This window comes from Pseudochrobactrum lubricantis (assembly GCF_041929865.1).
GTDB lineage: Bacteria > Pseudomonadota > Alphaproteobacteria > Rhizobiales > Rhizobiaceae > Pseudochrobactrum > Pseudochrobactrum saccharolyticum.
Genome location: NZ_JBHEEE010000002.1, coordinates 158,184 through 176,237, shown reverse-complemented (window position 1 = coordinate 176,237; position 18,054 = coordinate 158,184). Strand labels below are relative to the sequence as shown.

Below are 18,054 nucleotides of genomic sequence, written 5' to 3'. Positions count from 1 at the left end.
CACATAAACGATCAAGCAAAAGGCAGCCTTATAAGGCTGCCTTTTGTGTTTTCAGCACTGTAATTCCTGCTCCGGATACATCGCTCCCCTGCATTGAACTCTACAGAGATACTTTTCGGAGAGTGGCAATTTGCAGAAATATTCTCACGCGTTGTAAAGGTTTCCCGGAGATTTATTCTCCGTCCATGTGCGATTTCCTGAGAAGCCGCCTTGTATTGGTCAAAAATGTCGCATATGTTGAGTTCATCGAATTTTCGGTCGAGTGATTTTGCGGCCCGCACGGCAACGCCTTGCTTCTCATGATCTTCCATCAACAACTTCGATCCACCGGGAACGTCGCAAGGCGAACCTGAATTTACTATGAACTTGAAGGAATTTCCCATGGCTACGGGAACAGTTAAGTGGTTCAACACGACCAAGGGTTTCGGTTTTATTCAGCCTGATCAGGGCGGCACAGACGTGTTCGTTCATATCTCCGCTGTACAGCGCGCTGGCCTGGCTCAGCTCGATGAAGGCCAGAAAGTCACCTATGAAATCGTGCAGGACCGCCGCTCTGGTCGTTCATCTGCCGACAACCTCGTTGCAATGTAATTTGCGATAAGGTTAAGAGCTGCATTTCATGCGGCTCAGGGTTGAGATACAGGGCGTTGAGGTCACACTGACTGACAATCTGGGATCGAATAAAAGGCGGGTTTTCCCGCCTTTTCTTTTTTCTGCACATCCCAAATATAAAACGCCGCAATTACGCTGCGATGCAAAAGCTTTCCTTGCACTTTGCCTGTGATTGCGACATAAAGCTGTAGCCTCTGACTGAACAGTCCGGCTCTATATCAGCGTTGCTCCCCACCGGCATAAACAGCCTCAAAACTGTAAACTCTCCGGATATCATATGCGACCAGATCAATCTGCGCTCGCGAAGGGCTCAACAACGTCGCTATAGCGGCTGCTCACGCACCGGCAGCAACGCTTAAACACACGCGGTTGAGGAGATTGCGCTGTGTTTTAGGTTTTCTTTTATCCTCCGGCTATTCAGCCGGATCGCCAGTTCCATTCAGGAGTAATGATCATGGCATTCCTCGCCGACGCACTGTCCCGCGTAAAACCATCTGCCACAATCGCTGTCAGCCAGAAAGCACGTGAGCTGAAAGCTAAGGGCAAAGATGTTATCAGCCTTGGTGCAGGTGAGCCGGATTTTGATACCCCTGATAATATTAAGCAGGCAGCCATCGACGCAATCACCCGCGGCGAAACCAAATACACCCCTGTTTCCGGTATTCCTGAACTGCGCAAGGCAATTGCTGCGAAGTTCAAGCGTGAAAACGGCCTGGATTACACCTGGGAACAGACCATTGTCGGTACCGGCGGCAAGCAGATCCTGTTCAATGCATTGATGGCAACCCTCAATCCGGGTGATGAAGTTATCATCCCTGCGCCTTACTGGGTAAGCTATCCGGAAATCGTTGCCCTGTGCGGTGCAACACCGGTGACTGTTGAAACCACAATGGACAACCAGTTCAAGCTGCAGGCTGCCGATCTGGAAGCTGCGATCACGCCAAAAACCAAATGGCTGATCCTCAACATGCCTTCCAACCCGACAGGTGCTGCTTATTCTGAAAGCGAAATCAAAGCGCTGACCGATGTGCTGCTGCGTCATCCGCAGGTCTGGATCCTGACCGACGATATGTATGAGCATCTCGTTTACGGCGAATTCAAATTCATGACCCCTGCGCAGGTTGAGCCAAAGCTCTATGACCGCACACTGACCATGAACGGCGTTTCCAAAGCCTATGCCATGACCGGCTGGCGCATTGGTTATGCAGCAGGCCCGCTGCAGCTGATTAAAGCTATGGATATGGTTCAGGGGCAGCAGACCTCCGGTGCCTCCTCCATCGCACAATGGGCAGCGGTTGAAGCTCTCAACGGCCCGCAGGATTTCATCGAAAAGAACAAGGCAATCTTTCAGGGCCGCCGCGATCTCGTTGTTTCCATGCTCAATCAGGCCAGCGGCATCACCTGCCCGACACCGGAAGGCGCATTCTACGTCTATCCGTCCTGTGCAGGTCTGATCGGCAAAACCGCACCTTCGGGCAAGGTTATCGAAACCGACGAAGATTTCGTATCTGAATTGCTGGAAGCTGAAGGCGTAGCCGTTGTTCACGGTTCAGCCTTTGGTCTCGGACCAAACTTCCGTATTTCCTATGCGACTTCCGAAGAGTTGCTGGAAGAAGCCTGCATCCGCATTCAGCGTTTCTGCGCTTCCCTGCGCTAATACGAAACGCATAAAGTGTCTGAAGCCCCGAACATATCGTTCGGGGCTTTTTTATTGCGCACAAAACTCTGCCTGCATAAGCAGGGTCACATGGAATATGAAAAAAGGGATGGTTTTTGTCGCCCTGAAATTTGGACAAAAAAAAGCCGGACATAAGCCCGGCTTGGAATTTTGAAGGCGTCATATGGACAAGCCTTCAGAGGGGAACACTTAGGATGCGCAATGGGAGGAGGAGACGCATCACTAAGATGAGTTGTATATGCTCCTTTAAGCCTGATTTCACAACGCCCGATATTGCAAAGCAGCCATGCATTTTCAGATAGCTCAGCATCTTGAAACCGGTTTTTCTGCACAGATGGGCGTTAAACAACAAAAAAGCCGGTAAAACCGGCTCTTTTTAACGTCAATTGGTCTGTTTCAGAAGGACCAGTTTCTCGCTTTGGAGAAAATGAAATCACGGAAAACATGCAGCTTGGCCGCATTTTTCAACGCTTCCGGATAACAGAAGAATGTATCGAAGGAAGGAATCTCTCCCAAAGCCGGCAGCAGACGCACCAGCCCTGATGTTTTATCGACCATGTAATCCGGCAGAACCCCGATCCCGACACCGCTGAGAACCGCGCGGCGAATGGAAAGCAGATTATTGACCTGCAAGGTCGGAATGCGCGCACCACCATCAGTGCGGCCTGCTGTTTCCAGCCAGTTCAGCCCCATCAGATAGGACGGCGCAGATTCACCAAAGGTTACAATGCGATGCTCATCCAGCTCTTCAATAGCATTGAGCTTGCCATATTTGGCAATATAGCCTTCAGATGCATAAACATGCATATGCACGGTAAACATGCGGCGCTGGATCAGATCAGGCTGCTGCGGCTGGCGCAAACGCAAAGCACAATCCGCATGACGCATGGTCAGATCAAGCTCTTCATCATCGAGAATGAGCTGCACCTGCACATCAGGATAGAGATCGGCAAATTCTTCCATCCGCTCGATCAGCCAGCCGGAACCAAGCCCGACCGTTGTCGTCACACGCAGGCGACCGGAAGGCTTTTCACGGTTTTCATTGAGTTTGGAGCGGACATTTTCCAGCTTCATCAGCACATCATGTGCTGTGCGATACAAAACTTCGCCCTGTTCAGTCAGAATAAGGCCACGCGCATGACGATAGAACAGCGCCACACCGACATCCTGCTCAAGCGCGCTGACCTGACGCGAGATCGCAGATTGCGACAAATGCAATGTCTGCGCCGCGTGGGTAAACGAGCCGGCCTCAGCAGCGGCATGAAAAATGCGTAGCTTATCCCAGTCAAGTGGTGCCACCACACTATCCCCTTTTCATGCAATGCCCGCCTTTATAGCAACGGACATTGCTTTTCATCCTCCGGCACAATGCGGTTCATCCGCTATGCACTTCCCATTTCAACTTCTCGCCGATGTCCAACAGTAAATCAGAATCAGCTCATAACTGCCACAAGACAAAGAACTAAATTTTGTGGCAACTTTAAAGAGCCAGAGCATTTTCAACAAAAACGAAAACCGGTTTTGCAAAGAAAATGTAGCCGAAACAAAGAAACAGAGCGATTTTGCGATTCAGGGTCATTCAAAACCGCTCTGCAGTGCAGAATTATCAGGTGCCGGTTGTTTAAACCACGAGCTTTACCACTCAGGCTTCCGGTTGTGCCGCCAGCCAGCGTTCAGCTTCAAGCGCAGCCATACAGCCCATACCTGCCGCAGTTACAGCCTGACGGAAAATATCATCCGTCACGTCACCGGCAGCAAATACACCTTCAATGCTTGTCGCGGTTGAATCCGGTGCGGTCCACAAATAACCGCTATCCTTCATCTTCAGCTGATCTTTGAACAATGACACCGCCGGCGCATGACCGATTGCGACAAACACACCATCAGTTTTCACTTCGGTAATCGCACCGCTCACCGTATCTTTGAGCCTTGCGCCGGTTACAACCGGTCCCATAGGCGGATTGGCAGGATTACCGGTGATTTCCTCAACTGCATGATTCCAGATGATTTTTACATTTTCGCGCTTCAGCAGACGTTCCTGAAGAATTTTCTCCGCACGGAAACTGTCACGGCGATGCACAACAGTAACTGATTGAGCGATATGCGAAAGATACAGTGCTTCTTCGACAGCAGTATTACCGCCGCCGACAACAATCACATCCTTGCCGCGGTAGAAGAAGCCGTCACAGGTTGCACAGGCAGACACACCGCCGCCCATGAAATGCTGTTCACTTTCAAGACCAAGCCATTTGGCCTGAGCCCCGGTCGCAATAATCACAACATCACTGGTAAACACCGCACCGCTGTCGGTTTTCGCCGTGAACGGACGCTTCGACAGATCAACTTCCGATACCAGATCATAGACAATTTCAGCGCCGACATTTTCAGCCTGTTTGGCCATTTGCTCCATCATCCACGGCCCCTGCACGGTTTCCGCATAGCCCGGATAATTTTCAACATCGGTGGTAATCATCAGCTGACCGCCCTGCTCCAGACCGGTGATGATAACCGGTTTCAGCATGGCACGAGCCGCATAAATAGCTGCCGTATAACCGGCAGGTCCTGAACCGATAATGAGGACAGGAACATGGCGCTGTGTCATAGACTTTTCTCTTTCCGCGTAACTTCATTGCCGCGCATTACAGAATAAAATCCGTATTGCACCCAGATAGTGTGAAACTAGGTTTCGCAGTCTCCGATTACAAGCTGAAGCGGGGCTTAATCACAGGCAAGTTTATCCATCGGTCAGAAAACCGCGCTTGTGTTTCTGAGAAGTCACAAATCGGCTTTTGTGTCTGCCCCCCATAGGAAATGCATAAAAATTTTGCTAGATTCCTATAGTTTTCCTATAGAGTTACCAAACCCGTGCTGCTTTACGCATAAACAGGCAGTCCTGCTGACGGGAAGAGTTATTACAGCCGAGAGGGCAGGATCATATTTCGCTTCGTTAGTAATATTTGCGCGCGTTTAGGCATGATGATGGCCGTCGCCATGCTGTTTCCTGCAATGTTTGACCTGCGCGACGGTACACCGGACTGGCTGATTTTCATCCGCTCATCCCTGTTTACCGCCGTTGTATCGTCACTGGTCTTCCTCTCCACGCAAAACAGTCATATCCGCTTTTCGCCGCGTCTCGGCTTTCTGCTCACAGTCTCGCTCTGGGTAACGGCTGCTCTGCTCGGCTCGATTCCGTTTTACTTCTCCCATTTGCCGATCAGCTTTGCGACAGCCCTGTTTGAATCCACATCCGGCATTACCGCCACCGGCTCTACAGCATTGACCGGTCTCGACCAGATGCCGCGCGGCATTCTGATCTGGCGCTCATTGCTGTGCTGGATCGGCGGTATCGGGTTTATCGGTTTGGCGCTGTTGCTGCTGCCGTCTCTGCGCATCGGCGGCGTCCAGCTTTTCCATATGGAATCCTCGGACAAGTCCGAGAAAATTCTACCACGCGTCAATCAGCTGGCGATCGGCATCATTGTCGCTTATTGCGGCCTGACTATCCTATGTATTGTTGCATATTTTGCCGCCGGAATGGGCATGTTTGATGCCATCAATCACGGGCTGACCACGATCTCCACGGCCGGTTATTCGACCCATGACAGTTCTTTCGGCTTTTTTGACGGTAATAAAGCCATTCTGATTGTGGCTATGGTCTTTATGACGCTCGGCTCCCTGCCGTTCATTCTTTTCATCAAAGCTGTCATTCCGCAGCAAATGCCCAATCTGCTTGATCCGCAGGTCAAGCTTTTCCTGTCATTGATCCTTATTTTCACATTCGGGCTGGCAGTAATGCTGCGCATCAGCTCCGATATGCCTTTCGGCACTGCTTTGCTGACCGCAGGCTTTCATTTCATTTCCGTTATCACCACCACCGGTTTTGCAATGGAAGATTACACACTTTGGGGCCCTGCGGCGGTCGGTGTATTCTTTCTTGCCTCCTTTATCGGCGGCTGCGCCGGCTCCACCTCCGGCGGTATGAAAATCAACCGCATCATCATTTTGTGGCGCACCACACAAGCCAGCCTCACCCGTCTGGTCATGCCTCACGCCGTCGTCAAAGCCCGCTACGGCACATCAGAAATCACACCGGATATTGCCCAGAGCGCCCTGCTCTATCTGTTTCTGTATTTTGCCTCGCTGGTGCTGGGCACGATGGCATTGTCCATCTTCGGGCTGGATTTTGTCTCCGCCTTTACCGGCGCGCTTACCGCCCTCTCCAATGTCGGCCCCGGCCTTGGCGAAACCATCGGCCCTGCAGGTAACTTCTCCACCATCAATGACAATGCTCTCTGGGTGCTAAGCTATCTCATGCTCGCCGGACGTCTGGAGCTGATTACTGTGGTCATTCTGTTCACCCGTGCCTTTTGGGTACGCTGAACAGTGACAATCACGAAAAACTGATCCGGTTCCGGAAAAGAAAATGATGCAGAATGGTTGATAATTTCAATTAACCATTCTCATTGTTTCATTCATGATATAATGCAATGACTCTAAAGCAATTCTTGGAAAGCCCGTCACAGGCACTGAGCCTTGCATTGTTGTTATATAATTGCTTTATGCACTTCTGAGACTTCCATTCTGCCTCCGGCAGTTCACAGCCCTTTTATTGCCACCCTCTTACGGAGTTCCTATGCCGATTAAGGTTGATCTTGATGATATTGACTGGAAAATTCTGCGGGAACTGCAAAATGACGGGCGGATGACAAATGTCGAGCTGGCGGAACGCGTCGGCATCTCGGCACCACCATGCCTGCGCCGTGTGCGCAAGCTTGAAGAAAGCGGCATCATTCAGGGCTATCAGGCGATCATTAAAGGTGAAGCTGTCGGTCAGGATCTGGTGGCTTTCTGCTCAGTCGGTCTGAAACACCAGTCCGATGGCGAATTGAAAGCCTTTGCCGAGAAAACCAAATCCTGGTCGCTGGTGCGCCGCGCATGGATGGTGTCCGGTGAATCCGATTTTCTGCTGCATTGCGTTGCACCAAATCTCAACGCGTTCCAGACTTTTGTGATTGAAGAACTGACCGCGACGCCGAATGTGGATTCCGTGCGCACAGCACTGACCATCAAGCCGGTCAAAGACGAAGTTCTGATCGCAATTTAAAAGCGACATATCTCTGAATATTAAAAAAGCCGGTGAAAACCGGCTTTATTTATGTCTGCTCGAAAATCCGTTGGTAGAAATCACCAATCGTCTTCGCTTCGCGTTCCAGCGGGAAAAACTCGCGCACCCGCTGCAAGCCTTTTTCCGCATGTTGTGCGGCAAGTGCGGGGTCGCGCAGATAATTTTCAATCGCAGGTGCCATAGTCGCACCGGACGGCACGACATAACCGGTTTCACCCTCAATCACGATTTCCGGATAGGCACCGGCATCGCTGGTCACGACTGCGGTTTGTGAAGCCATGGCTTCAAGAGGTGTCAGGCCAAAACCTTCGGTGCGCGAGGGCGCCACATAAACATCCAGACGGCGATACCATGCACTGATACTGTCGCCCGCAGGATCGGCACTGACAAACGGCACCTCACCCAGAAAAATAATCCGGTCAGCCAAACCCGCTTTTCTGACCTTTTCCTGCAGTTCTTTTTCAAAGCCAACATGCTCGGCTGTAGCACGCCCTGCCACCACGGCCGTCCAGTCAGGATAGCGCGGCAGCAGCTCAATCATCGCATCGACAAAAAGATCGGTGCCTTTCTGATGCCGCACACGGCCAAAACAGCCAATGGCATATTTTCCGGGCAGACCGGTTGCCGCGAAACGATCCTGCGCGCTTTGCGGCGGGCGGAACTGTTCCAGATCAATACCATGCATGCTGACAGTATTCGGCACGTCCAGATAGCTCGCCGTGCGGCCACTGGTTGCCAGAACACCGTCCATACGACGGATCAGCCATTTGGTAAATTTCTTATGATGGCGCTGTGAAGCCGAGGTAAAAATCACCTTCAGCTTCATCCGCAGCACATCGCGCATCACAATACCGGCCAGCATTTCAACATTGCGGCGGGCATGCCAGATGCGGAATTTTTTGCCGGACGCAGGTTTGCGCCACAATCCGGCAAGATCACGCAAATTCACATGCGGAAGATCATCCGGCAATCCCCGCCCGACAGCTGCAATCCTGATCCCCATTTTGCGTTGCACCGGCACCAGCTGGACAATCGTCGAGGTGACGCCGGAGAGACGCTTTTTAAAATTCGGAGCCAGAATATCAGTGTCAGAAAGGGATACGCGCACTGGTTAAATAAATCTCATACCAAGGATTTCATAGGAACGGGCGCCGCCCGGTGCATTGAATTCCACAGTATCGCCTGCGCTTTTACCGATCAAGGCACGCGCAATCGGTGACGAGATAGAAATGCGGCCTTTTTTAACATCCGCTTCCTGATCGCCGACGATCTGATAAATGCGCTCTTCTTCGGTGTCTTCATCAATGAGCGTAACAGTCGCGCCGAATTTGATGGTCGTGCCTGTCAGCTTTGAAATATCGATCACTTCAGCACGGGCGATAAAGTCTTCAACTTCACCGATACGGCCTTCATTGAGGCTCTGTGCTTCTTTGGCTGCATGATATTCGGCATTTTCAGAAAGATCGCCGTGCGCGCGCGCTTCCGAAATCGCCTCGATAATGCGCGGACGCTCTTCCTGCTGACGCCAGCGCAGTTCCTCTTTCAGCTGATCGAAGCCAGCCTGTGTCATAGGGAACTTTTCCATGCCCTGTCCTTTCTCATGCCTGATGCGCGGTCTTCAATCGCGCTAAAGCACTCCGCAGTCATAAAACCACGAAAATGCAGAAACAAAAAATGAGACTATCTTCCGGCTAGCAGAGCACCATGCGCCCTGCTGGCCGCACAAAGGTTGCTCTAACATTTATATTTACAGCGTAATTTTACCTTAAGCTGTTTCAGGCTTAAGGAATTATGCTGCAGCAGCCGGAGAACACCCCCGAGACTCAAAAATAAAACGGTCGCCGAAGCGGTGCTTCGGAACCGTTCATCATTCATCATCTGTTTCAGTTATCGTGCCAGCTTTGCAAACAAAAAGAAAGAGCAAAAAGCATCGGCAAAAAACTTGTGAAAAACTTGGGGCCTGCCCGCCCCGCGCCAAGCTTTTCTGAAACATTTTTTTAAAAAAACAGATCTTTTTTACTAAAAAACTGTGACAGCTTTTACATGAACACAACAGCATGAAAACGCTGAAACAATATATAAGACTTCAGTATAAAGTATTATAAGTCCGAAAATTTCAAAAAAACTACAGCTGACAGCGTGAGAATCATTTCGGATATACGTTGTAACATCATATATTATGCTGAAATCCGGCTTGCTTTCCTGCAATAATACAGCATAGTGACCGCGGTTCAGCACATAGTCTCAGCCTGCTCAGATCCGGTTTGCCCTCAGCTCTGTCGCGTATCATACAGAGAAAAGCAGTTCCGGCCTGCCGGACAGTTCCGTCTTCCGCAAGACAAACATGATCTGAACTGTAACGATCCACGTTTATTGCATTCCGCAGGCATATCATGACCCAGTCACGCGCTAATTTATTGCTTCTTTTTGCCGGCCTGATCTGGGGTCTTGGCTTTGTTGCCCAGTCAACCGCCATGGAAAATATCGGCCCGCTGACCTTTATCGGTCTGCGCTTTATCGTGGCCACAGCAACAGTTGCGCCTTTTGCCTTTATGGAAGCCGGACGCGCATCCAAACCGCTTTCCTTTTCCGATCATAAAGCCTTCATGATTCTCGGCAGCATGTTGTTTTCCGGTATGGTTCTGCAGCAAACCGGCCTGCTCACCACTTCCGTCACCAATGCAGGCTTTCTCACCGGTCTTTATGTTGTGCTGGTGCCGATTTTAGGCGTGATTTTATTTTCCCAATGGCCGCATCCGGTCGTTTGGATCTGCGCAGTACTCAGCCTTACAGGCATATTCATGCTGTCCGGCGGTTCGCTTGACGGTTTCAGTCAAGGCGACTGGCTGATGATTGCCGGTGCATTTTTCTGGGCTTTGCAAGGGCTGTTCATTGCCCGCTATGCATTGCGTATCGGCAGACCAGTCACTATGGCCTGCGTTCAGTTCGCGGTCGTTGCATTTGCCGGCATTGTTTGCGCTGCGATTTTTGAACAGATCGAATGGCAGACCATTCAGGCCGCAGCGCCGGAAATTCTGTTTACCGGCATGTTCTCATCCGGCGTGGCATTTACATTGCAAGCCATCGGCACCCGTTACACCAGCGCACCGCAGGCAGCTATTTTCCTGTCTTCCGAAGCTTTATTCGCAGCCCTGTTCGGTGCAATTCTGCTTGGCGAACGTCTGCCATTTATCGGCCTTGCCGGTTGTGCGCTGATTTTCCTGTCTATGCTGATGGTCGAAATTGTACCCCGTCTGCGCTTCAAAAAACCGGCAACCGGCAAGACAAGTCTTTCAGAGGTTCCGGCAGAAAACCTGTAAGCCAAGCCATCACAGCTATGGTTTAAAAGACACGACAGCGCGTTAAACCGCCGGATTTATCTGTGCGGTTTAGTTTTACAGATTGCCAGACTGGTTAATTACTGCTTTTAAAAACACTGAACATCCGGTTACGTACACGGAAGATGTTCCGCTTGGTTGAACAGTAACAGGCTTGGCAAGGATAGAGCAGCGAATGACTCGTATTTTGTTTCTGGCATTCGTTTCCATCATTATCAGCGGCTGCACAGGCTCCCGCGCGGTACTCTGGCACGGCCCCAATTCCAATCCGGCTTCTGTAGCTGTGGCCAATGCTGCCATCATCAAACCGGCTCAGCCAGCTTCCGTCGTCCCTGTTTATGTAGCCACAAGCCGTCAGCGCAGTGATGATTTTTCAATGCCTTACAATGCGAAACGTTCAGACAAGCTGAATTTTTCACGCGTTGATATCGGCATCCCGAAATCCCATGTGAAAGGCGTTGTGGAAAAGACCGGCTATAAGCCGGATCCGGCCAAGCATTTCGCGGCAGTCAGCTTCCAGCCTTTTGATAACAGCCAGATTTTCGTCAATCAGCTGAATCAGGCTCTGGATCAGCACTCGGCAAAAGATCAGGAACTGCTGATCTTTGTGCATGGCTATAACAATAATTTTGCGGACAGCACGTTCCGCGCTGCCCAGTTTACCCATGATTACGGGTTGAAATCCGTGACCGTGCATTATGCATGGCCGTCTGCGGCCTCGCTCGGCCTTTATGTTTATGACCGCGACAGCGCCAATTTTGCGCGCGACGGTCTGGCAGAATTGCTGAAACTGGCATCAAAGACCAAAGCCAAACGGATTTTGCTGGTTGGACACTCCATGGGCAGTTTCGTCACCATGGAAGCCCTGCGCACATTGGCACTCAATGAAGAACGGACTGCACTGAACCGTCTGACCAATGTTCTGCTGGCCGCCCCTGATATTGATCTGGATGTGTTTGAAAAGCAGGTCAAAGATGTGAAGCCTCTGCCTCCTATGGCCGTTCTGGTTTCGCGCAATGACAGCGCGCTGAATATTTCAGGCCGCATTACCGGCGGACATTCCCGCGTCGGCGACGGCTCCAGCATTGAAACACTGCAGAAATATGGCATTGCCGTGCTGGATGCCAGCACGGTTGACGGCGGAGATCACAGTGTCTTTGCCTCTTCGCCAACGCTGATGGCACTGGTTAGTGACGGCAGCCTGTCCTTCAATACTTTGAAAGGCGAAGGTCAGACATCCGGTCAGGCCATATTGGCCGATGGTACAAATGTGATTACCGGTGCCGCTTCTATGGTTATCTATCTGCCGGGACGTATTTTAACTGCGGCTGCCACAGGCTTTCAGCAATAGTGTCAAGCTCTCACACCATCCCCGACCTGTTTTGACTTCGGGGGTGGTGTAAAATCTGTTTTCTGCAGTAACCACATTTTGCAATATTGATTTTATCCCTATCAATAAAAGCCTATATTGAGCCGGTAAGCATTCAGGCTACATTCACATAATTCCGTATAGATTCTGACAAACGAAAAAGCTCCGCTATCCGTCCGTCCACATTCCGAATGGATGTATGACGGAACCGGAACAGGTGCTTATTCGTTTATAATTCATGGCGCCCTTTGATGCTCTGAGCTCAGAAAGCCTCTGACATGAAAAGCGCGCAGATTGTTCTGCTGCAAAAACAGACAATTCATCACGGGGAGACCGAAAAATGAAACTTGGTATCAAATCGGCAATTATTGCCCTTGCTTTATTCTCCGCCACAGCCGCACAGGCTGCGAATGCGATTGTAACAACCAATCTTAATCTGCGTACCGGCCCCGGCACGAATTATCGTACGCTCGGCTCTATTCCGAACGGTGCACGCGTTGATGTAAACGGCTGCACCAGCGGTTATGGCTGGTGTCGGGTCAATTACGCAGGGCGCTCGGGCTGGGCATCTTCACGCTATCTCGCAGTGCGTGAAGGATCATCCGGCAACTACAGTAATAATAATTTCGGCAATACGGCTGCCGCTATCGGCATTCCGCTGATTGCCGGTGTAGTTATCGGCTCGGCGATCAACAATGACAGGTATGACCGCTGGGATCGCCCATATTATCGCCCGCATCGCCCATATTACCGGCCGAATTATCGTCCGGGCTGGGATGGATACCGTCCGGGTCGTCCGGGCTGGGAAAACGGCCATCGTCCGGGACGTCCGCACTGGAACCGCCCGCGTCGCGGCGGTGATGGTCCGCACGGCCAGTAATCACTGAGCCTCTAAAAACGCCGCAGGGATTTTCTGCGGCGTTTTTTTGTTTCTGATAATTATCGTCAGAATGAAAACGTACCCTTTTCGTTCTATACTTATATGCCTATATTCGCTAATGTCTGACCACCCGCTTTCTTTTGATCGGGTTACAGACTGGCTGTATCCATCACCTGTCCTTCGCTTCTGCTTGCCGAGAGAGTTCTGACATGTCCAAAAAAGATAAGTCATCACAGCCCCCTGCTGATTTGAACAAGCAGAAACAGGACGCTGGTTTCGGTGAAACACCTCATAGCTCAGGTTTCGGCGAAGCGCCGCAAGTTGATGGTTTCGGTGAAACACCTCATAGCTCAGGTTTCGGCGAGGTGCCTCAGGCAGAATTTTCAGGCATTCCGCTCTCCTCTTCGGTCGGAGACTGGTCGCGGATGATCCGTGAAATGGCTGAGCAGCCGGAAGCTATGCCTTCCGCACCAGTCGCTAAAAAACCGGCAGCAAAAAAAACAGAAACAAAAAAAGCACCTTCATCCCGCGCCAAAGCAGCCACGCTGAAAGAACGCGTCGCGGCAGGTCTTAATCCTGTCTCCGGCATGGATATCACTATGGAAGATGCAGCCAATATGCCTTCCAGCGGCGCCACTGCAACTGTGGAAGCTCTGTCTGCCTTGATTGAATCCGGCAATCCGCTGTTCAAAAACGGTAAACTCTGGACACCGCACCGGCCGGAACGCCCTGCCAAATCTGAGGGCGGCATCCAGATTAAAATGGAAACCGAGTATACCCCTTCCGGTGACCAGCCGACAGCTATTGCCGATCTGGTAGAAGGTATTGAAAACAGCGACCAGACACAGGTTCTGCTTGGCGTGACCGGTTCGGGTAAAACCTTTACCGTTGCCAATATTATTGAACGCACACAGCGCCCTGCTCTGATCCTCGCACCGAATAAGACACTGGCAGCCCAGCTATACGGAGAGTTCAAAAGCTTCTTCCCGAATAATGCGGTTGAATATTTCGTTTCCTATTATGACTATTATCAGCCGGAAGCCTATGTGCCGCGTTCCGATACCTTCATCGAGAAAGAATCCTCGATCAATGAAGAAATCGACCGGATGCGCCACTCCGCAACCCGCTCACTGCTGGAACGCGATGATGTGATTATCGTCGCCTCGGTCTCCTGTATTTACGGTATCGGTTCCGTCGAAACCTATACGGCGATGACCTTTGAAATGACCATCGGCGACCGTCTCGATCAGCGCCAATTGCTTGCTGATCTGGTAGCGCAGCAATATAAGCGGCAGGATATCAATTTCGTGCGCGGTTCCTTCCGTGTGCGCGGCGATACGATTGAACTCTTCCCTGCCCACTTGGAAGACCGTGCATGGCGTATCTCACTCTTTGGCGATGAGATTGAAACCATTACGGAATTTGACCCGCTGACCGGCCAGAAAACCGGCGATCTCAAATCCGTAAAAATCTATGCGAATTCGCACTATGTAACGCCGCGCCCTACCCTTAATCAGGCGATCAAATCCATCAAAGAAGAACTGAAGCACCGCCTCGTCGAGCTGAACAATGCCGGACGTCTGCTCGAAGCTCAGCGTCTTGACCAGCGCACAACCTTTGATCTGGAAATGCTTGAGGCAACCGGCTCCTGCGCCGGTATTGAAAACTATTCGCGTTATCTCACCGGCCGCCAACCGGGTGAGCCGCCGCCGACTTTGTTTGAATATATTCCTGATAATGCTCTGGTTTTCATTGATGAAAGCCACGTTACCGTTCCGCAGATCGGCGGCATGTATCGCGGCGACTTCCGTCGTAAAGCAACGCTCGCGGAATACGGATTCCGCCTGCCATCCTGCATGGACAACCGCCCGCTGCGCTTTGAGGAATGGGATGCCATGCGTCCGCAAACCATTGCGGTATCGGCAACACCGGGCAAATGGGAAATGGAGCAATCCGGCGGTGTATTTGCTGAACAGCTGATCCGTCCGACCGGCCTGATTGATCCGCCGGTTGAAGTGCGCCCAGCCCGTTCGCAGGTCGATGATGTGCTGGGAGAAATCCGCGAAACCGCAAAGAACGGCTACCGCTCGCTGGTCACAGTGCTGACCAAGCGTATGGCCGAAGACCTGACAGAATATCTGCATGAACAGGGCGTACGCGTCCGCTATATGCACTCGGATATTGATACGCTGGAGCGTATCGAGATTATCCGCGACCTGCGCCTTGGTGCATTTGATGTGCTGATCGGGATTAACCTGCTGCGCGAAGGTCTGGACATTCCGGAATGTGGCTTCGTTGCAATTCTCGATGCAGATAAAGAAGGCTTCCTGCGCTCAGAAACTTCACTGGTGCAGACAATCGGCCGTGCAGCGCGAAATGTCGATGGCCGCGTTATTCTTTATGCGGATACGATCACCGGCTCCATGCAGCGCGCGATGGAGGAAACCAGCCGTCGCCGTGAGAAGCAGGTTGCCTATAATACCGAACATGGCATTACACCGGCATCCGTGCGCAAGAATATCTCGGATATTCTCAATTCCGTTTATGAGCGGGATCATGTGCGCGCGGATATCAGTGGCTTTGCAGAACAAGGCGGCATGGTCGGCAATAATCTCGGCGCGCATCTTGAACATCTTGAGAAGAAGATGCGTGACGCCGCGGCCGATCTCGACTTTGAAACGGCTGCAAGACTGCGTGACGAAATCAAACGTCTGCGAGAAAAAGAGCTGGCTATTGCCGATGATCCGCTGGCGCGTGAAGCGGAGCTGTCCCTTGAACGACCGTCCAGAGGTGGCAGAACATCACCGTCGCCATCACTGTTTAAAAAACCGTCGCTCGACAATATGGGACCCGGAACAGATATGGCGAAACCGCTCGGCCCGCAGAGCGACGAAGATCCGGCTCCGGTAAGACGGCATCGTACCGGTGCAGGCTCCTATGAAGATCCGGTAGATGTAAAGCGTAAAACCCGCCGCTCCGGCAAGACCGGACGTCCCGGCAAATAACGTCTGCTTCTTGCCTGTATTGACAGCACAAGACGGAAAACGCATGAAAGCTATGTGCGTTTTCCATTTCTTAGAGCGCCGCGCGCCCTTTCGAGCGTACAAAAATCGCTCTAACATTTTATATTTGCAGTATAATTTCACTTTAAACTCATTCAAGTTTAAGAAATTATGCTCTGGCATTAACATATATCTCAAAACCCGCGCAGGACTTTTGCGATATATTCTGACAGGATCAGCCTATGCGCCTTCCGGCCGGATTATTTGCTGCACTCATGCTGTCTGTTCCGGTCTCTGGTCTGTCTGTTGCCTTTGCACAGGAGCAGCAGGAAAAACCGGCTGAATCTGCCCCTCCCGTAACGGAGAAAAAACAGAGTGAGAAGTCTGACACCGCTGCGAAACCTGCGCCGGATGTTGCGCAAATCTGCCGCCTGATTGCCGGATCGGCTGAAAAACATGGCATTCCGCCGAATTTCTTTGCCCGCTTGATCTGGAAAGAAAGCCGTTTTGACCATCTGGCTGTCAGCCCTGTCGGTGCGCAGGGTATTGCGCAGTTCATGCCCTATACAGCTAAAGAACGCGGCCTGACCGATGCTTTTAATATTGAACTGGCGCTACCCGCCTCGGCATCGTTTTTGAAAGATTTACATGGCAGTTTCGGCAATTGGGGGCTGGCAGCAGCAGCCTATAATGCAGGGCCGACACGCCTGTCCAACTGGATGAAGAATGGCGGATTTCTGCCGCTGGAGACAGAAAATTATGTTCTCTCCATTACCGGCAAAAGCGTGGATCATTTCAGTACCGGACAAGAGCTGACGGACACGCCGCTGGATGACAAACTGCCCTTTCAGCAAGCCTGCCAGCTTTTACCCGTCATCAAATCCCGCTCAATCTCTATGGCACAGCTTAATCCGTTTCCATGGGCGGTTCAGGTGGCAGGAAATTTCCGTCAAAATGTTGTCAGCGCGCAATGGAACCGCTTGCGCAAACAGAATCCGAAACTGTTCGCCGGTCGGGAAATCTATATATCGCGTGTGCGCAGCCCGATCGGCAGAAGAGGAATCTACGTCGCCCGCCTCGGTGCGAATAGCCGTCAGACAGCGGATAATCTCTGCCAGACCATCAGAATCAGTGGCGGCTCGTGCATCATTCGCAGAAACCGCTGAAACTTTCAGAGCCTTTGGCGACAATGAAAGTGAAATACACGGGGCTGCATCACTTTCCGGAATAAGCGACAACCCGAATACACAACCGGAATGCCAGCAATTGTTCAATTTCAGCAGTGAAAACAACGCTCTTTAAAATCGAAAGCAGCCTTTTCGTGTATTTTTTTCTCAAAATATGCGATTTTTTAAGTGATCCGACTTCTTCCAACCATAAAGAACTACATAATTCAGTTATTATACAACAATTTTCAAAACTAAATAAAACTTAAGTCATCTTGAATTTCTTTTTAGTGAAGTATCTTTGTATTTATGACTATTTATTTTTTATTACAGCCCATCTTGGCAAAGAAAAAACAGCGTCATAACAAAAATTTGCTTGCCAAATACCTCTCTATAGATCAGTCTTCAAATGTTCGGGCATTTGGCGAACAATGGAAGACTGGAAGAACGGCGCGCCGGAACCGCTATAAGCTCCGGGTCAGGCAACTGACAATGATCGGCTCCTTTCCTGATTTCGATAACTGCCTGCATACCCCTACCGCTGGGCGTGTGGTGCGCATAGCGGTTCGAAAAATTCCGTTGCGGCTGAAAGGCCAAGACGGCGCCAAGGAAAAGGAACGTATCCCATGGCACAAACCGGCGTAGTCAAATTCTTTAATGGTGAAAAAGGCTTTGGCTTTATCAAACCGGATAATGGCGGACCAGATATTTTCGTACATATCTCTGCTGTTCAGGCTTCCGGCCTCACAAACCTCGCTGACAATCAGAAAGTTTCTTTCGAAACTGAACCGGATCGTCGCGGCAAAGGCCCTAAAGCTGTAGACATCAGCATTACCGAGTAAAAAGCACCAACTGCCTATATATGATTTCTGCGTGACATTCTC

The 18,054-nt window shown here is 51.0% G+C and carries 15 protein-coding genes and 2 pseudogenes; 12 read left to right on the top strand and 5 right to left on the bottom strand.

Annotation, left to right across the window (positions count from 1 at the left end; genetic code table 11):
• Window positions 1–11: 11 nt before the first annotated feature.
• On the bottom strand, window positions 12–311 hold the full coding sequence (locus JNC80_RS05310; protein ID WP_376709712.1) for a hypothetical protein: 300 nt from the start codon (window positions 309–311) through the stop codon (window positions 12–14).
• Window positions 312–381: 70 nt separating this feature from the next.
• On the opposite strand from JNC80_RS05310, the gene JNC80_RS05305 reads away from it, so the two are divergent.
• A complete protein-coding gene (locus JNC80_RS05305; RefSeq protein ID WP_022711712.1) occupies window positions 382–591 on the top strand; it encodes a cold-shock protein in 210 nt (69 codons plus the stop codon).
• Between the two features lie 475 nt (window positions 592–1,066).
• Window positions 1,067–2,269, top strand: a complete 1,203-nt coding sequence (locus JNC80_RS05300; RefSeq protein WP_116087809.1) for a pyridoxal phosphate-dependent aminotransferase — start codon at window positions 1,067–1,069, stop codon at window positions 2,267–2,269.
• 417 nt (window positions 2,270–2,686) lie between these two features.
• Here JNC80_RS05300 and JNC80_RS05295 read toward each other — a convergent pair whose 3' ends face one another.
• Window positions 2,687–3,592, bottom strand: coding sequence for a LysR family transcriptional regulator (locus tag JNC80_RS05295; protein WP_022711710.1), 906 nt, complete (start codon window positions 3,590–3,592; stop codon window positions 2,687–2,689).
• A gap of 340 nt (window positions 3,593–3,932) precedes the next feature.
• Window positions 3,933–4,892 carry a thioredoxin-disulfide reductase gene (trxB, locus tag JNC80_RS05290; protein ID WP_022711708.1) on the bottom strand — a complete coding sequence of 320 codons (960 nt, stop codon included), beginning with the start codon at window positions 4,890–4,892 and terminating at the stop codon, window positions 3,933–3,935.
• A 377-nt stretch (window positions 4,893–5,269) separates the two neighbouring features.
• Between trxB and JNC80_RS05285 the strand changes: the two genes are divergently transcribed.
• Both JNC80_RS05285 and JNC80_RS05280 read left to right on the top strand, forming a co-directional pair.
• Window positions 5,270–6,670 (top strand): TrkH family potassium uptake protein, encoded by a 1,401-nt coding sequence (locus tag JNC80_RS05285; RefSeq protein ID WP_028233828.1) that lies wholly within the window; start codon window positions 5,270–5,272, stop codon window positions 6,668–6,670.
• A 253-nt stretch (window positions 6,671–6,923) separates the two neighbouring features.
• Window positions 6,924–7,394: an Lrp/AsnC family transcriptional regulator gene (locus tag JNC80_RS05280; protein ID WP_022711706.1), complete on the top strand. Its 471-nt coding sequence runs from the start codon at window positions 6,924–6,926 to the stop codon at window positions 7,392–7,394.
• Window positions 7,395–7,443: 49 nt separating this feature from the next.
• Here JNC80_RS05280 and JNC80_RS05275 read toward each other — a convergent pair whose 3' ends face one another.
• Entirely contained in the window at window positions 7,444–8,523 is a 1,080-nt protein-coding gene (locus JNC80_RS05275) for a glycosyltransferase family 4 protein (protein ID WP_376709711.1), read from the bottom strand.
• 3 nt (window positions 8,524–8,526) lie between these two features.
• Window positions 8,527–9,000 (bottom strand): transcription elongation factor GreA, encoded by a 474-nt coding sequence (greA, locus tag JNC80_RS05270; RefSeq protein ID WP_022711704.1) that lies wholly within the window; start codon window positions 8,998–9,000, stop codon window positions 8,527–8,529.
• Between the two features lie 808 nt (window positions 9,001–9,808).
• Here greA and JNC80_RS05265 point away from each other — a divergent pair.
• The 8 genes and pseudogenes from JNC80_RS05265 (at window position 9,809) to JNC80_RS05230 (ending at window position 18,012) form a co-directional block, all read left to right on the top strand.
• Window positions 9,809–10,735: a DMT family transporter gene (locus JNC80_RS05265; protein WP_022711703.1), complete on the top strand. Its 927-nt coding sequence runs from the start codon at window positions 9,809–9,811 to the stop codon at window positions 10,733–10,735.
• A 193-nt stretch (window positions 10,736–10,928) separates the two neighbouring features.
• Entirely contained in the window at window positions 10,929–12,104 is a 1,176-nt protein-coding gene (locus JNC80_RS05260; RefSeq protein ID WP_376709710.1) for an alpha/beta hydrolase, read from the top strand.
• Window positions 12,105–12,462: 358 nt separating this feature from the next.
• Window positions 12,463–13,002: an SH3 domain-containing protein gene (locus JNC80_RS05255; protein ID WP_075656049.1), complete on the top strand. Its 540-nt coding sequence runs from the start codon at window positions 12,463–12,465 to the stop codon at window positions 13,000–13,002.
• A 347-nt stretch (window positions 13,003–13,349) separates the two neighbouring features.
• Window positions 13,350–15,770, top strand: a pseudogene (gene uvrB, locus JNC80_RS05250) (excinuclease ABC subunit UvrB); the annotation flags it as partial.
• Window positions 15,771–15,812: 42 nt separating this feature from the next.
• Window positions 15,813–16,007 (top strand): annotated as a pseudogene (locus JNC80_RS05245) (hypothetical protein); the annotation flags it as partial.
• Between the two features lie 239 nt (window positions 16,008–16,246).
• Entirely contained in the window at window positions 16,247–17,170 is a 924-nt protein-coding gene (locus JNC80_RS05240; protein ID WP_376709709.1) for a lytic transglycosylase domain-containing protein, read from the top strand.
• Window positions 17,171–17,479: 309 nt separating this feature from the next.
• Window positions 17,480–17,815: a hypothetical protein gene (locus tag JNC80_RS05235; protein ID WP_139316403.1), complete on the top strand. Its 336-nt coding sequence runs from the start codon at window positions 17,480–17,482 to the stop codon at window positions 17,813–17,815.
• The gene (locus JNC80_RS05230; protein WP_022710150.1) at window positions 17,797–18,012 is read left to right on the top strand and encodes a cold-shock protein; all 216 of its coding nucleotides are present in this window, start codon (window positions 17,797–17,799) and stop codon (window positions 18,010–18,012) included. Before JNC80_RS05235 ends, JNC80_RS05230 begins: the two co-directional genes overlap by 19 nt.
• Window positions 18,013–18,054: the final 42 nt, after the last annotated feature.